The following is a 17021-nucleotide window of genomic DNA, read 5'->3' on the forward strand; positions in this document are numbered from 1 at the left end:
AAAAGCACGGATGCCGGAATGCCATGGCCCAACCGGATCGACCGCCTGCGTATCCGCCACCTGCGCCTGCTGGACCTGGTGGCACGCAGCGGCTCGCTGACCGCGGCCGGCGAGCGGCTGCACCTGAGCCAGCCGGCCGTTACCAAGATGCTGCAGGAGCTGGAACTCGCCTTCGGCTGCAAGCTGATCGAACGGACCACACGCGGCGGCCGCCTGAGCCTTGCGGGCGAGCGGGCGCTGGAACGGTTGCGCGTGGTGCTGGGGGCGATCGACGCGGCCGGCGAGGCGCTGCTGACGCGGCCGGAAGTGCCACTGGTCCGGCTCGGCATGCTGCCGCTGGTGGGCATGGACGTGCTGCCACGGGCCGTAGCGTGGCTGCGTGAGCGCGGCTGCCTGCCACGCCTGGCGGTACGCGAACATACCGTCGACGGGCTTACCGCGATGCTGTCCGCAGGCGAACTCGACTGCATCGTGGGCCGGCTGCAAAAGGACCACGCCGGCCAGCTCGAGGCCAGCACCCGCATCACTCGCTTGCGCGACGAGCATCTGGCCGTGGTTTGCGCGCCGGGCCATCCTCTCGCCGGGCGCCGCGGAGTCGCGCTGGCGGATCTTCACGAAGGACCGTGGATCCTGCCCCCGCGCGGCACCCATACGCGCGACGTGTTCGAGCAACCGTTTCTCGACGATGGCCAGCTGCCACCCGTGCCGCATATCGAGTCGGCGTCATTTCACAGCAACCTGGCCATGACCGCCGCGGGCGGATTCCTGACGGTGGCGCCGGCGACGGCGCTGGCCAACTACCAGGCCCTGTCGATGGTGCGCGAAGTGCAGCTGCGCGCGCCGTTTGCCTCGGGCCACCTGGTCTTCATCAGGCCGGCGCAAATCGAATCGCCGCCGGCCGTGGCACTGCTGAGCGAAGCCCTGGAAGCGGTGGCCGCGCAGGACCCCAGCGCGCCTTCGGCACCGGTGCGGCGCCGCTGACGCGCCAACGCGACCGGTTCCGGCCAGCAGCCACGCCAGACGAGACCTATCATTGAGAGCTATGCAGCCCTACCGGAATCTCAGCGGCAACTCGGGCGTGGTCGCCTACGAAGTTGGCCCGGAACATATCCGGATCCGCTTCGACAACGGCCACGTCTACACCTATGACTACCGCAGGCCCGGCCGCCACCACGTCGAACAGATGAAGCGCCTCGCCACGGCGGGATGCGGCCTGTGCGGCTATATCAGCCAGGAGGTCGGCAAAAACTTCGCGTACAAGGCCTGAGGCGCTGAATGCGCCCCATCGGCCACTCGCTTGCATCCCCCCTGGATCCCGCATAGAATCGCGGGTTCGCGGGCGTCGTATAATGGCTATTACCTTAGCTTCCCAAGCTAAAGACGTGGGTTCGATTCCCATCGCCCGCTCCACTTCCAGTCGAGACAAGCCGCCTTTGCCACCGTTACGGTGATCCGCCCGGCGGCTTTTTTGTTGCCATGCTTCCCCAAGACCCCAGCACCGGGCCGGCCGACGAGGCCGAGACCTCGCCCGCCCCCTCCCCCGCCCCCTCTCCCGCCGATCCTGAAGGCGTTGCGCACCCGCGCCGCATCCGCTCGTTCGTGCGCCGCGCGGGCCGGACCTCGACCGGGCAGCAACGTGCCATCGACGAAATCGGGCCTCGCATGCTGGTGCCGTACGCGCCGCAGCCGCTGGACTGGGAGGCGACCTTTGGCCGCCAGGCGCCGTCGATCCTGGAGATCGGCTTCGGCATGGGCGAGACCACCGCGCATATCGCCGGCCTGCGGCCGCAGGACAACTTCCTGGGCTGCGAGGTGCATGAGCCCGGCGTGGGGGCGCTGCTCAAGCTGATCGACGAGCGCGGCCTGTCCAATGTTCGGATCCTGCAGCACGATGCGGTGGAGGTGATCGCACATATGCTGACCGACAACTGCCTCGACGGCGTACACATCTATTTTCCGGACCCGTGGCACAAGAAGCGCCACAACAAGCGCCGGCTGGTGCAGCCGCCGCTGGTCAAGCTGCTGGCCGCGCGCCTGAAGCCGGGCGGCTATATCCACTGCGCCACCGACTGGGAAGATTACGCGCACCAGATGGTGGAAGTGCTGTCGGCCGAGCCGCTGCTGGAGAACACCTCGGCGGCGCCTGGCGGTTTTGCCGAACGGCCGGATTACCGTCCCGTGACCAAGTTCGAGCGGCGCGGCGTGCGGCTCGGGCATGGCGTGTGGGACGTGGTGTTCCGCAAGCGCGCCTGAGCGCAGCGAGTCCCCAAACAAAAAGCGTGGCATCTGCCACGCTTTTTTGTTGCCTGCGCTCCCGCCTGGTCAGGCGTGCCAGGACACCAGCCCGGAGTACGCCGTCACCAGCACCACGATGCCGAAGGCAATGCGGTACCACGCGAACGGCTTGAAGTCGTGCGTGGCGACGAAACGCAGCAGCCAGCGCACGCACAGGAAGGCCGACAGGAAGGCAAAGACGAAACCCACCGCGAAAATGCCGAGATCGTCGCCGTTCAGCAGAGCGCGCGCCTTGTACAGTTCGTAGACCGTGGCGCCGAAGATCACCGGGATCGCCAGGAAGAACGAGAACTCGGTGGCCACCTGCCGCGACAGGCCGAACAGCATGCCGCCGATGATGGTGGCGCCCGAGCGCGAGGTGCCCGGCACCAGCGCGAAGCACTGCGCCAGCCCCACCTTGAGCGCGTCGCGCCAGTTCAGGTCGTCGACCGACTCGATGCGCGGCGCGCCGGCCTTGGCGGCTTCCAGCAGCGCATTGCCTTGCGGATGCGAGACCGTGCCGCGGCGCGCATCGCGCCATTCGGCCAGCAGGATCACCACGCCGCCGACGATAAAGGCCAGCGCCACCGAGATCGGGTTGAACAGGTGGGCCTTGATCCATTTGCCGAAGATAAACGCCAGCACGATCGCCGGCACCGACGCGATCACCACGTTGGCGGCAAAGCGCTGCGACAGCGGGTCGTCGCGCAGGCCGCGCACCACCTTGCCGATGCGCGCGCGGAATTCCCAGCACACCGCCAGGATGGCGCCGAACTGGATCACGATCTCGAAGATCTTGCCCTTCTCGTCGTTGAAGTCGAGCAGCTGCCCGGCCAGGATCAGGTGTCCGGTGCTCGAAATGGGAAGAAACTCGGTCAGGCCTTCGACGATGCCGAGGATCACTGCCTTCAGCGCTAGTGCGATTTCCATGCGGAACGAAAGAGACGTAGTCACGGGCGTTGTCCGGCCTGGTGCCGAACCGCCCGCATTGTTGTTCGATGCGCCCCCGGTCAGGGGCGGTTGATCTTGACGTTGATGCCGTCGGGCAAAACGGTGATTGTACCGGGCTCGACGTGCGTGCCGGCAACGCGCAACTGGTCTTCGCGGAAGGTATAGAGCGGATAGCCCTGCAACAGTTGCTCGGCCAGGATGCCGCCCAGCGCGTTGAGCTGGCGCGAGAACTGCGCGGGCATGCCCTGCACGTCGAAGCGTTTCACTTCCGGATCCTGCAGCACCACGGAACGGGTGGGCTCGTCGTAGCGCAGCCCGCTGTCCAGCGCGAAGCGGCCGGTCAGCGCCTGGCTGAAGAACAGCTTGTTGTCGATGGTGGCGTCGAACTGCACGTTGACACGGTTGCGCACGGAGTCCAGCGTCAGCTGCGGGTTGCTCAGCTGGATGTCGAACAGCTCCATGTAGCGCTTGTTGAACGGGAACTTGCGCTCCAGCGCCGCCTGCAGCTGGCTTTGCGAGAACGTGTACTCGCTGCGGAAGGCGCCGCAGGCGACCAGTCCCACCGCCAGGGTAGCCGCGGCGGCAGCGGCGAGCCAGCGCCGTCGGGAAGTCCGGATCATATTGCCTCCGATTGCGGGATATCAGGAATGAATGCCAGGCGCCATGCCGCGTCGGGCCGCTCAGGCGTGCGCTTGCGGCGCGGTCAGGATCTCTAACCGGGTCAGCCATTGCAGCGCCGCTTCGCGCGTATCGCCGCACATCTCGGCCGACGGCTTCAGGCCGCCGCAGAACGCGGGCCGGTCCGGGCTGCCGAACACCGCACAACGCATATCCGGCAGCAGTTGCGCGCACGGCACGCCCGCCGGCTTGCCGCCCGGCATGCCGGGCAGGGGCGATGCGATCGACGGCGCGATACAGCAGGCGCCGCAGCCCGCGCGGCAGGAAAGGTCTGACCGGCAACTCATGACGATGGTTCGGAATCGGCAGCCGCCAGGCCGCCAGCACAAAGCCGACATTGTGCCCGAAGGGCCGCGGACGTCCTGTAAGAAAAGGAAAACGCGGTAAGCGCCAGAGATTCGTGTCCCTTCCATCACCCGACAAAGCAGGCTGCCCGTGAGAACAAGCCCTGGCCGACGCCCGTGCTTGACCCCTTGCAGGGCCTCATCTACATTACTGACCCACAAGTTATTAACTTTTCCGACGCGCCCCTCGTGCCTCGTAGTCTTCGCAAGCCCGCCGTGACCAAGCCACCCGCCGACCCGCACAAGGACGCCGACAGCCCGCGCTGGAGCCGGCGCAAGGCGGCGCGGCCGCAGGAACTGGTGGCGGCGGCGCTGGACCTGTTCGTCGAGCGCGGCTATGCCGCCACGCGCCTGGAAGACGTGGCCGCGGCGGCCGGCGTGTCCAAGGGCACGGTCTACCTGTACTTCGCCAACAAGGAAGAGCTGTTCAAGTCGGTGGTGCGCGAGAACCTGGTGCCGGCACTGGCGCGCGGGGCCGACCTGGTTGATGCCTACCAGGGCACCACGCCCGAGCTGTTGCGCGAACTGCTGCGCGGCTGGTGGGGCCTGATCGGCGCCACGCCGGTGGCGGGACTGACCAAGCTGATCATGGCGGAGTCGGCCAATTTCCCGGACATCGCCCGCTTCTATAACCAGGAAGTGATGGTGCCGGGCGACGAACTGTTCGCCAAGGTGCTGGCGCGCGGCGTGGCGCGCGGGGAGTTCCGCCCGCTGCCGGCCAACCCCACCACCACGCTGATCTGCGCGCCGCTGGTATTCCTGATGATGTGGCAGCGCGCGCTGCGCGCCACCGCCGAGAAGGACATCGACCCCGAGGCCTTTCTCGATGGCCTGCTCGACACGCTGCTGTTCGGGCTGACCGCCGGCGAAGCGCGCAACCGGCCGCTGCCGCCGCAGCACGGCCCCTATATCTGGGAAGGGATCCGCGACGAGATGCTGGCGCAACGCGCCGCCGCGATGGCCGCCGATGCCGCGCCCGACGCCTCCGTTCCGCGATCCGGCACCCCGACATGAAATGAAAGGATTTGCTGATCACCGCCGCCGGCAGCGCCCGGCGGAATGAGCCCGGAGGCGCCCGCAAGGTTAAAATAAGAGGTTTGATAAGACTGTCCGGCCGTGGCACCGCGCGGCCGGCGCACAGACCGACAGCGGTTGGCATTGGTAAGGAATGGCAAGATGGATCTCGAAAAAGCCCGATTCAATATGATCGAACAGCAAATCCGCCCGTGGGACGTGCTGGACCAGGAAATCCTGGACCTGCTGGCGGTGGTCAAGCGGGAGCAGTTCGTCCCGTCCGCGTACGCCTCGCTGGCGTTCGTCGACATGGAGATTCCGCTGCCCGCCGGGCAGAACATGCTGGCGCCGCGCGTCGAAGCCCGCATCCTGCAGGACCTGGCCGTGCGCAAGCATGAGACCGTGCTGGAAATCGGCGCCGGCTCCGGCTATATGGCCGCGCTGCTGGCCAACCGCGCCCGCCACGTGCTGACGGTCGACATCGTGCCCGAGCTGGTCGAGCTGGCCCGCGCCAACCTGGCCAACGCCGGCGTCACTAACGTCGACGTCGCCGAAGGCAATGCCGCCGACGGCTGGGCCGCCGCCGCGCCCTACGACGTGATCTGCATCTCGGGCTCGCTGCCGGCGATCCCGCCGTCGATCCTGGCGCAGGTGAAGGTGGGCGGGCGCATCGCCGCCTTTGTCGGCGAACTGCCGGTGATGGAAGCGCGCCTGGTCACGCGCGTGTCCGAGACCGAGTACCAGGTCGTCAACCTGTTCGAGACCGCGGTCAAGCCCCTGCAGGGCGCGGCGCGGCCCTCGCAATTCCAGTTCTGAGGAAGCACCGCCATGCAGGTCATCCAAGCGACCGAACTGGCCCAGTGGCTGGCCGATGCCAGCCGCGCCAGGCCGGTCTTGCTCGACGTGCGTGAAGGCTGGGAGGTGCAGACCTGCGCCCTGCCCGGCATCACCCACATCCCGATGCGCGACATCCCGGCGCGCGCTGCCGAACTCGACGAAGACGCCGACATCGTCTGCATCTGCCATCACGGCGCACGCAGCATGCAAGTGGCGGCCTACCTGGAGCGCCAGGGCTACGGCAAGGTCTACAACCTGACCGGCGGCGTCGACGCCTGGGCCAGCCAGGTCGACCCCGCCATGCCGAAATACTGACGCGGCAGCCAGCGCAGCAACACGAAGAAGAAACGACTGTCGGCCGCGGCAAGCGCCGCGCCCACCTGGAGGTGTCATGACGTTTGCGCCCAACGCCCAGCCCGGAGCGATCCGGACGCGCCTGGCGATCGCGGCTTCCCTGCTCGCCCCGCTGCTGGCCCTGATGCCCGCGGCGCCGGCCAGCGCGGCCGACCTGCTGCAGGTCTATCGCGATGCGCAAGCCAATGACGCCCAGTTCGCCAGCGCGCGCGCGCAGCTGCTGGCCACGCGCGAGAAGCTGCCCCAGGGCCGCGCGGGCCTGCTGCCGCAGGTGGTAGGTACCGCCGGCGCCAACCGCACCAAGCTCGACCAGACCGCGTCGCTGCCGATCGGCGGCGCGCCCACCGCCTCGGGCACGCGTTTCTTCAACAACAATAACTGGCAGCTGCAGCTGAGCCAGCCGCTGTTCCGTTGGGACCGCTGGGAAACCTACAAGCAGGGCGAGCTGGCCGCGCAGGCGGGCGAAGTCACTTTCCACCAGGCCGAGCTCGACCTGATCACGCGCAGCGCGCAGGCCTACTTCGACGTGCTGGCCGCGCAGGACAACCTCTACCTGGCGCGCGCGCAGAAAAAGGCCATCGCCGAGCAACTGGAACAGGCCAAACGCAACTTCGAGGTCGGCACCGCCACCATCGTCGACACCAATGATGCCCAGGCCCGCTTCGACCTGGCCACCTCGACCGAGATCGCCGCGCAGAGCGACCTGGAGATCAGGCGCGCCACGCTGCAGCAGATCACTGGCAAGCCCGTTGACGAACTGATGGGCCTGCGCGCCGAAGCGCCGATCCCCGGACCGCAGCCGCCCGACGTCAACGCCTGGGCGGCGCAGGCCGAGACGAGCAACCTGCAGGTCAACCTGGCCAGCTACAACCTGGAAACGGCGCAGCGCGAGACCAACAAGGCCAAGGCGGGCCACCTGCCATCGGTAGACCTGGTAGCCTCGTACGGCTTCAACAACCAGACCGGCAGCGCCACTCAGGCGATCTCGACGCACTACAACGCGTCGCAGATCGGCGTGCAGCTGACCCTGCCGATCTTCGCCGGCGGCCAGATCCAGTCGCGCGTGCGCGAGACCCTGGCGCTGGCCGACAAGGCCGCCAGCGACCTGGAATTCGCCCGCCGCACCGCCGCCCAGACCGCGCGCCAGACCTACTCCGGCGTCTCCAACGGCCTGGCCCAGGTCAAGGCGCTGGAGGCGGCCGAACGCTCGGCTACCAGCGCGGTGGAATCCAACCAGCTCGGCTATGAGGTGGGTGTGCGCATCAACATCGACGTGCTCAACGCCGAAGCCCAGCTGTTCTCCACCCGCCGCGACCTGGCCAAGGCCCGCTACGACACCATCATGAACGGGCTGCGCCTGAAGGCCTCCACCGGCGTGCTGCAGGAAGCGGACGTGGTGCAGATCAATACGCTGCTGACGTCGGTGCCGGGGTCGATGTACAAGCTGCCGGTGCCGGCGCAGGCTGGCGCGAAGGCGCCGGCAAAGTCGGCTGCCGCAGCGGATCGCCGCGGTGCGCGGCGCGACGGCGGAACGCCGCGCTCCTGAGCCAACGGGCCGCAACTGCGGCCCATTTTCTTCGTGTGGTGCGGCGAAGATGCGCTGGTTGTCTCCCCTCTCCCGCTTGCGGGATGTATGGACCGGGGACATAGGTGACAGGTGTGCGAGGACATGGTTGACACTCCCGGGCAGATATCTGCCCGGGAGAACGAACCATGCCGTGGAGCGCCCGAGACACCATGAGCCTTCGCCTGGAGTTCATTGCCCTGGCGTCCCAGCCGGGATGCAACCGTCGGGAGCTGTGCCGACGGTTCTCGATCAGTCCGCAAACCGCTTATAAGTGGCTGGCCCGGCATCGGCAGGAAGGCGCCGCGGGCTTGGCCGACCGGCCCCGGCGGCCGCACCACAGCCCCGAGCGCACCGCTGATTTCCTGGAGGAACTGGTGCTGATGCTGCGCCGCGAACACCCGACCTGGGGTGGGCGCAAGATCAGCCGCAGGCTGTCCGACCTGGGCCACGCCGAGGTGCCTGCGCCCAGCACGGTGACCTCGATCCTGCATCGGCATGGTCTGATCGATCCGCAGGCCAGCGCCCAGGCCACCCCCTGGCGACGGTTCGAGCACGACGAACCCAACGAGCTGCTGCAGATGGACTTCAAGGGTCAGGTGCCCAATGAGCACGGCGTCTGCTTTCCGCTCACGCTGATCGACGACCATTCCCGCTTCAACCTGTGCCTGGCAGCCTGCGCGGACCAGCGCCGCCAGACGGTGCAGCAGCAGCTGATCGAGGCCTTCCGCCGCTACGGCCTGCCCCGGCGCATCACCATGGATAACGGCCCTCCATGGGGAGGCGGCGACGAAGAGGGACTGGGCTACACCAGGCTGACGGTCTGGTTAATGCAACTGGGCATCCGGGTCAGCCACTCACGGCCCTATCACCCACAAACACAGGGCAAGGACGAGCGGTTCCACCGCACCCTGAAGGCCGAAGTCCTGCAGCACCGCCGTTTCGTAGACAACACCGAGGCGCAGCAGGTCTTCGATCGATATCGGTACGTGTACAACCACGAGCGGCCCCATCAGGCCCTGGACATGCAGGTGCCGGCCCAACGCTATCGCGTGAGCAACGTGGCCTACCCGGAGGCGCTGCCGGAGGTGCAGTACCAGAGCGGCGACCGTGTCTACAAGGTCGACAGCAGCGCACGGATCATGGTTGGCAACCGGCGCATCAAGATCGGCAAGGCGTTCATCGGCCAGTGGATCGCGCTACGCCCGACCCGGCGCGACGGCGTGTTAACCATATGGTTCAGCCGCTTTGAAATCGGCGAAATTAGTCTGCACGCCGCAGCGGCGTGCAGGCCACAAGCATCACCTAGGGACGTAACCCCCTGACGTCTACAATGTGTCCACCATGTCCTCGCACATGCGTCCACCATGTCCCCGGTCTATACAGCGGGAGAGGGGTTGGGGGAGAGGGCCGGCGTTTGCCAAGCATGGTGACGTATCACTTCGTTGAGGCGTCGGCCCTCTCCCCCCCCCCCCCTCTCCCATAAATGGGAGAGGGGAGCAAACCGACAGCTACTTCGCGCGCGTGCGAGACTCCACGTTCAGCAATTGCCAGCGGATCGCCGACGCATCCGCCGGCGGGTTCGGCACCTGGTATTCGCGCACGCGCAGCCGGTACGACACGCCCGGCTCGAAATCCAGCCCCTCGATCGGCCCGTACCACAGCTGCCACGGCGCATCCGGCGACTCGCGCCAGCGGTAGCACGTCATCTTGCCCACGCCCGTGCACTCCACGCGCTGCGAGTCGATATAGACGGTCTTCTCGACGCCAGCAGCCTCCACGCGCGCGCCGCGCTTGCCCACGCCCTCGCGCTCCACGAACTGCAGCAGATCCCCGTCCACAGTCTTCCAGATGATCTGCCGGCCGGTACTGCCCGCCGACGGCTGCGTGCCCACGGTGGCGAACGGCGTCTGCATCGCCTTCAGCAGCGCCGACTCCAGCGCCATGCGCGGCGGCGGGCAAGCCATGCGCGTGCCGGCGACGCGGTCGAAGCGGATGCCGGTCTCGGTCTTGCCATAGCTGCCGCTAAAGCGATTGCAGCCGCTGGTGCCGCTGACCGTGCCCTGCGCGGCATCGATGCCCTCGTTGAACTCGAAAATGATCGGCTGGCCATTGTCGCCGTGCGGAATTTCGCGCAGCGAGCCGTCAGGCTGCTGCCAGCGCACCAGTTCCCAGCGGCTCGGGCCGGACGGCTGGGTCTGGTTCAGGTTGGTGCCGGCCGAAGGAAGGTTGGGCGCGGTCGCGGTGGTGCAGGCGCCGAGCACGGCGGCGACCAGCACGGCGGCCGCGAAGGGAATCAGGCGATTACGGCTATCCATAAGAACTCCTGTAGCGGGGCTGCCCTGGGGCGCCCGTAGCGATGTCATCGATGGATGTGACTGGCAGCATGCCGGAAAGTGCACCCGGCCATAGACCTTCAGTTTAGCAAGCCGATCCGGCAAGGCCTCTTGAGGCGCCTGACCCTCCACATACATCCTGTAACGGGTCGACACGCTCAGCCCGCTAGGATGCGGAACTCCTGGAAATGCCACCGTGGCCATCCGATATAATCGCTTCGCCCCGAACGGCAATGCCGGTTCAGGGCACCGCTCCTCAGGAGACGGCGACAATAATAAGACGGACGGAACGGCATGCATCTCCCATGCACCCACCTTCCTCCGGAAACCTTTCTCCATGCTCTTGATGACGAGATTGCAAGGGTCCCTACCGTTGGGGATCGACAAAGCTCTGTACCTGAGCGCCTGTGTTGTCCTGGCTGCGTTTCCCGCGCTGATGTTCGTCAAGCCGTCGCTCAGCAACACCTGCTACGGGCTGTTGCTGGGATGGAGCGTCATCGCCCTGGCTGCCGGCGGCCGCGCCGCCCTGGCCGAATATGGCTGCATCCTGCGCCGGTACTGGCCGTTCATGCTGGCCATGGCGGCGCTGCCGCTGGCCGTGCTGCTCCAGCAACTGCTGACCGGCGCCGATGACCCGCATGTGCCCTATCTTTACCTGCGTTTTGCGCTGTTCATCCTTCTGGTCCCCGGCATGCTGCGCCTGGGCCGGCGCGGCATGCAGAATATCCAGTGGGGCTTCGTCGCCTGTGCACTGATATCCGCCTTGTGGCTGCACGAAGTCGCCGCGGCGGGACGTCCCAGCCATGTCGGCTTCTCCAATGTCATCCCCTTCGGCAACCTCGCGCTGCTGACCGGCATGCTCGCCGTGATCTCGATCGGCTGGAACCGCCCGGGCGATCACTGGCTGGCTGGCCTGAAACTGCTGGGCGGTTTCGCGGGCCTGTACGCGTCATACATGAGCGGCACCCGTGGCGGCTGGCTGGCGATTCCGGTGCTGGCGCTGATCGCGCTGGCAGCATCACGGAGGTTGACGCGGCTGCACAAGGCAGGGGTGCTGGTTGGGCTGGCGGGGCTGATGGCGCTGGGGTGGTTCAGCAGTGCGATCGTGCAGCAGAGGACGGCTGCGGTTGTATCGGAAGTGTCTCAATTTGTTCAGCATGTAACGTCGGACACTTCGGTCGGAGTTCGCCTTCAGCTCTGGCGCGCGTCGCTTGAACTGTTCCAGGCCCACCCCTGGACCGGCGTCGGGCCGGAACACTTCGAAACGACCCTGCAGACCCTTGCCACGCAGCACGTGATTACGCCGCTGGCCGCGACCATGCCGCATTCTCACAATGAGCTCCTGCATGCCGCAGCGACGCTTGGCATTCCCGGATTGCTGGCGATCCTTGCGCTGTATCTCGTGCCGGCGATTTTCTTCCTGCGCCACCTGCGCGGCACTGACCGGGGCACCCGGGTCGCCAGCGCCATGGGGCTGGCGCTGTGCTGCGGCTTCATGGTGTTCGGGCTGACCGAGGTCATGTTCGCCACGACGCTGGTCAATGCCTTCTATAGCCTGGTCATGGCGTTTTGCTTTGCCTATGTTGTCGCGCGCCAGAGCAAATTGCCGGCGGCCGCAACGCCTTGAACCCGGACGCGCGGCGCCATATCTGCTTCCTGACCGGCACACTGAATGCGATGGCCGGCGCGGAGCGGATGACCGCCACCATTGCCAACGCGCTGGCGGCGCTTGGACACCGCGTCACCGTCCTTAGCCTCTGGGACCGGTCCAGCCAGTTTCCATTGCACCCCGAGGTGCGCCATGAAGCGGTGTTCGCGAGACGCCCTTCTTTCAAGCGCACCTATTTCACCACGATTGCCGGCATCCGCCGGCACTGCATCGCGCATCGGATCGATGTCCTGGTGCAGGTGGACACCATGCTGGAACTGTTCGTGCTGCCTGCCACGGCGGGCCTGGGCCTGCACCATATCGCCTGGGAGCACTGCCACTTCGACGAGGACCTCGGCAAGCCCGCACGCAAGCTGGCGCGGCGGCTGGCGGCGCGCTTCTGCCGCCAGGTGGTGGTATTGACGGAGCGCGACCGCAGCCGCTGGCTGGAAGCGCTGCGGCCACGCAGCGAGGTGGTGTGCCTGCCGAACCCGCTGCCGTTTGCGTTACCGGATGCGCCGGCGCCACGCACGCAAAGGACGGTGCTGGCCATGGGGCGGCTGGTCCCGGCCAAGGGTTTCGATGTGCTGCTGCGCGCCTGGAAGATCGTGGCGGCGCAGGCGCCGCAATGGCAGCTGGTGATCCATGGCGAAGGCGAGGAGCGCCTCGCGCTGGCGGCATTGATCCGGGAACTGGGGCTGGAACACAGCGCCAGCCTGCCGGGAATCTGCCATGACCCCGTGCAAGCCTACGGCAACGCCGCGGTGTTCTGCCTGAGTTCTCGCTATGAAGGCTTCGGGCTGGTGCTGATCGAAGCGATGGCCTTCGGGCTGCCGATCGTATCGACCGATTGCGAGACCGGCCCGCGCGAATTACTGGACCCGGGCCGGGACGCGCTGGTGGTTGCCACCGACGACGCCGATGCCTTGGCCCGGGCGCTTCTTGCCGTGATCCGCCAACCGGAACTGGCTACAACGCTCGGCGCCAGCGGCCGCCAGAAGGCACGCCAGTTCGCGCTGGAACACATCGCGCAACAGTGGGATGCCCTGGTCAGGGCGCCGAGCTAACTTTCAGTCAGCCCTCCAACGCTGGGGCGACGGCCGCCAAAGTGCGCACCGTGGCGCCGCGATGCAGGCCCGAGAAGGTCTGCGCATGCGCGCGCATCTCAGCCAGGCGTGCCGGATCGGCGAGCACGCTGGCCGCGGTACGCATCAGCACGTCGGCATTGTCGACACGCAGGCACGCGCCCGCGGCAATCGCATCCTCGGTCGCCTGCGCAAAGTTGAAGGTATGCGGCCCGATCAGCACCGGGGTGCCGACGGCGCAGGCTTCGATCAGGTTCTGCCCGCCCAGCGGCAACAGGCTGCCGCCGATAAACGCCAGGTCCGACGCGGCAAAGTACATGGCCATCTCGCCCATCGAATCGCCCAGCACGATGTCGGCCGTCAGCGGCGACCGCTCGCGATCGAGATCCAGATTGCTGCGGCGTGCGACCGAAAACCGGGTACGCGCAGCCATTGCGGCCACTTCATCGAAACGCTGCGGGTGGCGCGGAATCAGCAGCAGCGCCGGCCGGGGCACGCCCGGCGCCAGTGATTCCCAGCGCGAGAAGGCGTCGAGCAGCATCGCCTCTTCGCCCTCGCGCGTACTGGCCGCCGCCAGCACCGTGCGCGTGCCGAAGGCCTTGCGCAGCTGCCCGCCCAGCGCCACGCCGGCCGGCGCTGGCTGCATGTCGAACTTGAGGTTGCCGGTGATCTGCACCGCGGGCACGCCCAGGGCGCGAAAGCGCTCGGCATCGCCGGCCGTCTGTGCCAGCACGCCGGCAAAGTCGCGGTACATCGACGCCGCGGCGCGGCCGAAGCGGGCCGTGCGCCGGTAGCTGCGCGGCGACAAGCGGGCGTTGACGAGGTACAGCGGCACGCCTGCCTTGCGCGCGCCATGCACCAGGTTCGGCCAGACTTCGGTCTCCATCAGCATGCCCACCTGCGGCCGGAAGTACCGCATGAACCGACGCACCAGCCACGGCAGGTCATAGGGCAGATAGCACTGGACGATGCGCGGCTCCTTGCCAAATAACTGCGCGCCGGTCTGGCGGCCGGTCGGCGTCATGTGCGTCAGCAGCAGGCGGTGATGCGGATGCGCGGCCAGCAGCGCCTCGATCAAGGGCTGCGCGGCGCGGGTCTCCCCCACCGACACGGCGTGGACCCATAGCCACGGCCCTGGCTTCGGCAGCCCGCCATAGGCCCCGAGGCGTTCGCCGACATGCTGCAGGTAGCCCGGCTCCTTGCGCGCGCGCCAGGCCAGGCGCAGCAGCGCCAGCGGCAGCACCACCACCCACAACAAGCTGTACAGGAGACGCAACATCAGGCGGGCACTCCGCGCACGCGGCAAGCCGCCTCGTAGACTTCATCGACCGACGGCACCACGCCATCGTCGCCGACATTGGCAATGCGCTCCGACCAGTAGCCTTCGGTCTTCCAGCGCCAGGTAGCGGTATAGATTTCCACGGTGGGCCGGCAGAGCGCCGCGGCGATATGGACCAGGCCGGTATCCACGCCGATCACGACTTCGGCGCGGTTGATCAGGCCAAAACCCTGCATCACCGAGAAGCGCGGCAACACCCTGGCCCGCGGCACGCCGGCGGCGATGGCTTCGGCAGCCTGGCGTTCCTTGTCATTGCCCCACGGCAACAGCATCACCAGCCCCGCTTGATCCAGGCGCCTGCCCAGCGCGTGCCAGTTCTGCAGCGCCCATTTCTTGCGCGCCCCCGCGGTTGCATGGAAGCACACGGCATAGCGCGCCGGCAAATCCGCCCATAGCGGATCGTCGACAGACAGTGTCCGCGCACCCTCCCCGAAAAACAAAGGCGGCTCCGCCGGTGCGGCGCCGGTCAACGCTGCGCCCAGCAAGCGCGAGCGGCGCACCGAATGGGTCTGTCGCGGCACGGAAACCGGATCGGTATAGAGCAGCCGCGCCGCCGGCTCATAGCCCGAGCCCTGCGTCGCGTTGCCAAGCCCGATGATGGGCGCACCCGGCGCGCGCGCGGCGACGCGTGCGACCACCGCGGTCTTGAGCAAGCCCTGGCTTTCGATCACGGCGTCATAGCGTTCCTTGCGCAAGGCGTCGCGCACCGCGCCGATTTCGGCCCAGGTGCCGCCTTGCAGCAGGCGCTTGCGCCAGCGCCGCAGCGCAAACGGGATTACGCGGCGCACCTCGGGCAGCAGGCGGACCAGGTCCACGTAGCCCTCTTCGACGACCCAGTCGATCTCCGCGCCCGGCCAGCGCGCGCGCAAGTCGTGCACCAGCGGCATGTTGTGGACCACATCGCCGAGCGACGATACCTTGACCAGCAGGATGCGCGGCCGCTCCGGCAGCGCAAAAGGCACCGCGGCCGGCATGGGCTGTGCCACACCGGCCGCGTCAGACGATGCCGCAGGCACCGTCGCGCCCTCAGAACGGGAGCTGAGCATCCGGCTTCTCGGCGAGGATCACGCGCTTGAACTCCGCCTGGATGCGCGCCAGCGCGGCGTCGTTGTCCGCTTCGAAACGCATCACCACCACCGGCGTGGTATTGGACGGACGCGCCAGGCCAAAGCCGTCGGGATATTCCACCCGCACGCCGTCGATGGTGATCACTTCGCGCGCGCCCTCGAACCGTGCATTGGCGCGGATCTTGTCGAGCAGCGTGAACGGTTCGCCCTCGGCGCACTTCAGTTGCAGTTCAGGGGTGTTGTTGGCGTTCGGCAGCGCGTTCAGCCCGGCGCTGGGGTCGGCGTGGCGCGACAGGATTTCCAGCAGCCGCGCGCCGGTGTACAGGCCATCGTCAAAGCCGTACCAGCGATCCTTGAAGAAGACATGGCCGCTCATTTCGCCGGCGATCGGCGCGCCGGTTTCCTTCAGCTTGGCCTTCACCAGCGAATGCCCGGTCTTCCACATCAGCGGCTCGCCGCCGTGCTCGCGGATCCACGGCGCCAGCTTGCCGGTGCACTTCACGTCGTAGATCACCTGCGCACCGGGGTTGCGCGACAGGATCTCCTCGGCGAACAGCATCAGCTGGCGGTCCGGGAAGATCACCTGCCCGTCCTTGGTCACCACGCCAAGGCGGTCGCCATCGCCGTCGAAGGCCAGGCCCAGCTCGCAATCGGTCTCGCGCAGGGTCTTCATCAGGTCCTGCAGGTTTTCGATATGCGCGGGGTCGGGATGGTGGTTGGGGAAGTTGCCGTCGACCTCGCAGAACAGTTCGACCACTTCACAGCCCAGCCCGCGGAACAGGTCGCCGACGAAGGCGCCGGCCACGCCGTTGCCGGCATCCAGCGCGATCTTCATCGGCCGGGACAGCTTGACGTCGCCCAGGATCCGGTCGAGATACTTCGCGCGCACATCGACTTCCTTGTACGCGCCTGCGCCTTGGGTGAAAGCGCCGGCCTCAATGCGCTTGCGCAGGTCCTGGATCTGCTCGCCATAGATGGCCCGGCCCGCCAGCACCATCTTGAAGCCGTTGTAGTCGGGCGGATTATGGCTGCCTGTGACCATGATGCCCGAGGTGGGGCGTACGCCGTCGATCTCGATATTGGTCGCGAAATAGACCATCGGCGTGGCCACCATGCCAAGGTCGAGCACGTCCAGCCCGGTGGCGCGCAGGCCCTCGACCAGGCCCCCGATCAGGTCCGGACCGGATAGCCGGCCGTCGCGGCCGACGGCGATGGAAGTCTCGCCAAGCTCCACGGCGGCGGAGCCGAACGACAAGCCGATCTGGCGCGCCACGTCGCGGGTGAGCGTTTTGCCCACGATGCCGCGAATGTCATAGGCTTTGAAGATGGAAGGATCGATTTGCATGTAGGGTCCTGAGTTGCTTGTCGTCCGCGCCACACCTTGCCAGCAGGCCGATGCGGCGCCCCAAAGGCAGCTATTTTGCCGGATTGCGGCGGGCCCGGGCGGTATAATCGCCGCATTATCACGGATGGACACAATTTTCGGAGTCTGTCCTACATCCGGCGGTGCCCTGCCTCGCGCTCAGGGGT

The 17021-nt window shown here is 67.2% G+C and carries 17 protein-coding genes and 1 tRNA gene; 11 read left to right on the forward strand and 7 right to left on the reverse strand.

The genetic code is table 11. The annotated features are described in order from the left end of the window. Nucleotides 1-18 precede the first annotated feature (18 nt). The 4 genes from ACEI37_RS23030 to trmB all read left to right on the forward strand — a co-directional run bounded on the left by ACEI37_RS23030 (nucleotide 19) and on the right by trmB (nucleotide 2253). Entirely contained in the window at nucleotides 19-981 is a 963-nt protein-coding gene (locus ACEI37_RS23030; protein WP_373378299.1) for a LysR family transcriptional regulator, read from the forward strand. 61 nt (nucleotides 982-1042) lie between these two features. Then, complete coding sequence (locus ACEI37_RS23035) at nucleotides 1043-1267, forward strand: hypothetical protein (protein WP_373380305.1); 225 nt, start codon at nucleotides 1043-1045, stop codon at nucleotides 1265-1267. 68 nt (nucleotides 1268-1335) lie between these two features. Continuing rightward, nucleotides 1336-1410 (forward strand) — tRNA-Gly (locus ACEI37_RS23040). 66 nt (nucleotides 1411-1476) lie between these two features. Further along, complete coding sequence (trmB, locus tag ACEI37_RS23045; RefSeq protein ID WP_373378300.1) at nucleotides 1477-2253, forward strand: tRNA (guanosine(46)-N7)-methyltransferase TrmB; 777 nt, start codon at nucleotides 1477-1479, stop codon at nucleotides 2251-2253. Between the two features lie 69 nt (nucleotides 2254-2322). Here trmB and ACEI37_RS23050 read toward each other — a convergent pair whose 3' ends face one another. The 3 genes from ACEI37_RS23050 to ACEI37_RS23060 form a co-directional block, all read right to left on the reverse strand. Continuing rightward, nucleotides 2323-3204: an undecaprenyl-diphosphate phosphatase gene (locus tag ACEI37_RS23050; protein WP_116357140.1), complete on the reverse strand. Its 882-nt coding sequence runs from the start codon at nucleotides 3202-3204 to the stop codon at nucleotides 2323-2325. Between the two features lie 80 nt (nucleotides 3205-3284). Then, nucleotides 3285-3845 (reverse strand): DUF1439 domain-containing protein, encoded by a 561-nt coding sequence (locus ACEI37_RS23055; RefSeq protein ID WP_373378301.1) that lies wholly within the window; start codon nucleotides 3843-3845, stop codon nucleotides 3285-3287. Nucleotides 3846-3905: 60 nt separating this feature from the next. Next, nucleotides 3906-4190 carry a YkgJ family cysteine cluster protein gene (locus ACEI37_RS23060; RefSeq protein ID WP_373378302.1) on the reverse strand — a complete coding sequence of 95 codons (285 nt, stop codon included), beginning with the start codon at nucleotides 4188-4190 and terminating at the stop codon, nucleotides 3906-3908. 246 nt (nucleotides 4191-4436) lie between these two features. Between ACEI37_RS23060 and ACEI37_RS23065 the strand changes: the two genes are divergently transcribed. From ACEI37_RS23065 to ACEI37_RS23085, 5 genes are all read left to right on the forward strand, one after another. Continuing rightward, nucleotides 4437-5261, forward strand: coding sequence for a TetR/AcrR family transcriptional regulator (locus ACEI37_RS23065; RefSeq protein WP_373378303.1), 825 nt, complete (start codon nucleotides 4437-4439; stop codon nucleotides 5259-5261). Between the two features lie 162 nt (nucleotides 5262-5423). Beyond that, complete coding sequence (locus ACEI37_RS23070) at nucleotides 5424-6077, forward strand: protein-L-isoaspartate O-methyltransferase (protein ID WP_373378304.1); 654 nt, start codon at nucleotides 5424-5426, stop codon at nucleotides 6075-6077. Between the two features lie 12 nt (nucleotides 6078-6089). Continuing rightward, the gene (locus ACEI37_RS23075) at nucleotides 6090-6413 is read left to right on the forward strand and encodes a rhodanese-like domain-containing protein (RefSeq protein ID WP_012353593.1); all 324 of its coding nucleotides are present in this window, start codon (nucleotides 6090-6092) and stop codon (nucleotides 6411-6413) included. A gap of 76 nt (nucleotides 6414-6489) precedes the next feature. Beyond that, nucleotides 6490-7998 carry a TolC family outer membrane protein gene (locus ACEI37_RS23080; RefSeq protein ID WP_373378305.1) on the forward strand — a complete coding sequence of 503 codons (1509 nt, stop codon included), beginning with the start codon at nucleotides 6490-6492 and terminating at the stop codon, nucleotides 7996-7998. 167 nt (nucleotides 7999-8165) lie between these two features. Next, nucleotides 8166-9341 (forward strand): IS481 family transposase, encoded by a 1176-nt coding sequence (locus ACEI37_RS23085; protein ID WP_174080471.1) that lies wholly within the window; start codon nucleotides 8166-8168, stop codon nucleotides 9339-9341. Between the two features lie 186 nt (nucleotides 9342-9527). Here the strand turns inward: ACEI37_RS23085 and ACEI37_RS23090 are convergent, their stop codons facing one another. Beyond that, nucleotides 9528-10334 (reverse strand): DUF4377 domain-containing protein, encoded by an 807-nt coding sequence (locus tag ACEI37_RS23090; RefSeq protein ID WP_373378306.1) that lies wholly within the window; start codon nucleotides 10332-10334, stop codon nucleotides 9528-9530. A 355-nt stretch (nucleotides 10335-10689) separates the two neighbouring features. Here ACEI37_RS23090 and ACEI37_RS23095 point away from each other — a divergent pair, with 355 nt between their 5' ends. Next, a complete protein-coding gene (locus ACEI37_RS23095; protein WP_373378307.1) occupies nucleotides 10690-11979 on the forward strand; it encodes an O-antigen ligase family protein in 1290 nt (429 codons plus the stop codon). After that, nucleotides 11976-13067 (forward strand): glycosyltransferase family 4 protein, encoded by a 1092-nt coding sequence (locus ACEI37_RS23100; RefSeq protein WP_373378308.1) that lies wholly within the window; start codon nucleotides 11976-11978, stop codon nucleotides 13065-13067. Before ACEI37_RS23095 ends, ACEI37_RS23100 begins: the two co-directional genes overlap by 4 nt. Nucleotides 13068-13074: 7 nt before the next feature. Here ACEI37_RS23100 and waaA read toward each other — a convergent pair whose 3' ends face one another. From waaA to ACEI37_RS23115, 3 genes are read right to left on the reverse strand one after another with little or no spacing between them, the layout of a single operon-like run. Next, nucleotides 13075-14364, reverse strand: coding sequence for a lipid IV(A) 3-deoxy-D-manno-octulosonic acid transferase (gene waaA / locus ACEI37_RS23105; protein ID WP_373378309.1), 1290 nt, complete (start codon nucleotides 14362-14364; stop codon nucleotides 13075-13077). Beyond that, the gene (gene waaC, locus ACEI37_RS23110; RefSeq protein WP_373378310.1) at nucleotides 14364-15470 is read right to left on the reverse strand and encodes a lipopolysaccharide heptosyltransferase I; all 1107 of its coding nucleotides are present in this window, start codon (nucleotides 15468-15470) and stop codon (nucleotides 14364-14366) included. The genes waaA and waaC overlap by 1 nt, the downstream gene beginning before the upstream one ends. Beyond that, nucleotides 15451-16836, reverse strand: a complete 1386-nt coding sequence (locus ACEI37_RS23115; RefSeq protein WP_373378311.1) for a phosphomannomutase/phosphoglucomutase — start codon at nucleotides 16834-16836, stop codon at nucleotides 15451-15453. Before ACEI37_RS23115 ends, waaC begins: the two co-directional genes overlap by 20 nt. Between the last annotated feature and the right edge of the window lie 185 nt (nucleotides 16837-17021).

The organism is Cupriavidus nantongensis (assembly GCF_041726985.1).
Lineage (GTDB): Bacteria > Pseudomonadota > Gammaproteobacteria > Burkholderiales > Burkholderiaceae > Cupriavidus > Cupriavidus nantongensis_A.

What these genes read in the sequence shown, in the direction of transcription:
- trmB (WP_373378300.1), top strand. Translation starts at nt 1,477, where the DNA reads ATGCTTCCCCAAGACCCCAGCACCGGGCCGGCCGACGAGGCCGAGACC.
- ACEI37_RS23115 (WP_373378311.1), bottom strand. Translation starts at nt 16,836, where the DNA reads ATGCAAATCGATCCTTCCATCTTCAAAGCCTATGACATTCGCGGCATC.
- waaC (WP_373378310.1), bottom strand. Translation starts at nt 15,470, where the DNA reads ATGCTCAGCTCCCGTTCTGAGGGCGCGACGGTGCCTGCGGCATCGTCT.
- ACEI37_RS23075 (WP_012353593.1), top strand. Translation starts at nt 6,090, where the DNA reads ATGCAGGTCATCCAAGCGACCGAACTGGCCCAGTGGCTGGCCGATGCC.
- ACEI37_RS23070 (WP_373378304.1), top strand. Translation starts at nt 5,424, where the DNA reads ATGGATCTCGAAAAAGCCCGATTCAATATGATCGAACAGCAAATCCGC.
- ACEI37_RS23060 (WP_373378302.1), bottom strand. Translation starts at nt 4,190, where the DNA reads ATGAGTTGCCGGTCAGACCTTTCCTGCCGCGCGGGCTGCGGCGCCTGC.
- ACEI37_RS23095 (WP_373378307.1), top strand. Translation starts at nt 10,690, where the DNA reads ATGCTCTTGATGACGAGATTGCAAGGGTCCCTACCGTTGGGGATCGAC.
- ACEI37_RS23085 (WP_174080471.1), top strand. Translation starts at nt 8,166, where the DNA reads ATGCCGTGGAGCGCCCGAGACACCATGAGCCTTCGCCTGGAGTTCATT.
- ACEI37_RS23035 (WP_373380305.1), top strand. Translation starts at nt 1,043, where the DNA reads ATGCAGCCCTACCGGAATCTCAGCGGCAACTCGGGCGTGGTCGCCTAC.
- ACEI37_RS23080 (WP_373378305.1), top strand. Translation starts at nt 6,490, where the DNA reads ATGACGTTTGCGCCCAACGCCCAGCCCGGAGCGATCCGGACGCGCCTG.
- ACEI37_RS23050 (WP_116357140.1), bottom strand. Translation starts at nt 3,204, where the DNA reads ATGGAAATCGCACTAGCGCTGAAGGCAGTGATCCTCGGCATCGTCGAA.
- ACEI37_RS23090 (WP_373378306.1), bottom strand. Translation starts at nt 10,334, where the DNA reads ATGGATAGCCGTAATCGCCTGATTCCCTTCGCGGCCGCCGTGCTGGTC.
- ACEI37_RS23030 (WP_373378299.1), top strand. Translation starts at nt 19, where the DNA reads ATGCCATGGCCCAACCGGATCGACCGCCTGCGTATCCGCCACCTGCGC.
- ACEI37_RS23055 (WP_373378301.1), bottom strand. Translation starts at nt 3,845, where the DNA reads ATGATCCGGACTTCCCGACGGCGCTGGCTCGCCGCTGCCGCCGCGGCT.
- waaA (WP_373378309.1), bottom strand. Translation starts at nt 14,364, where the DNA reads ATGTTGCGTCTCCTGTACAGCTTGTTGTGGGTGGTGGTGCTGCCGCTG.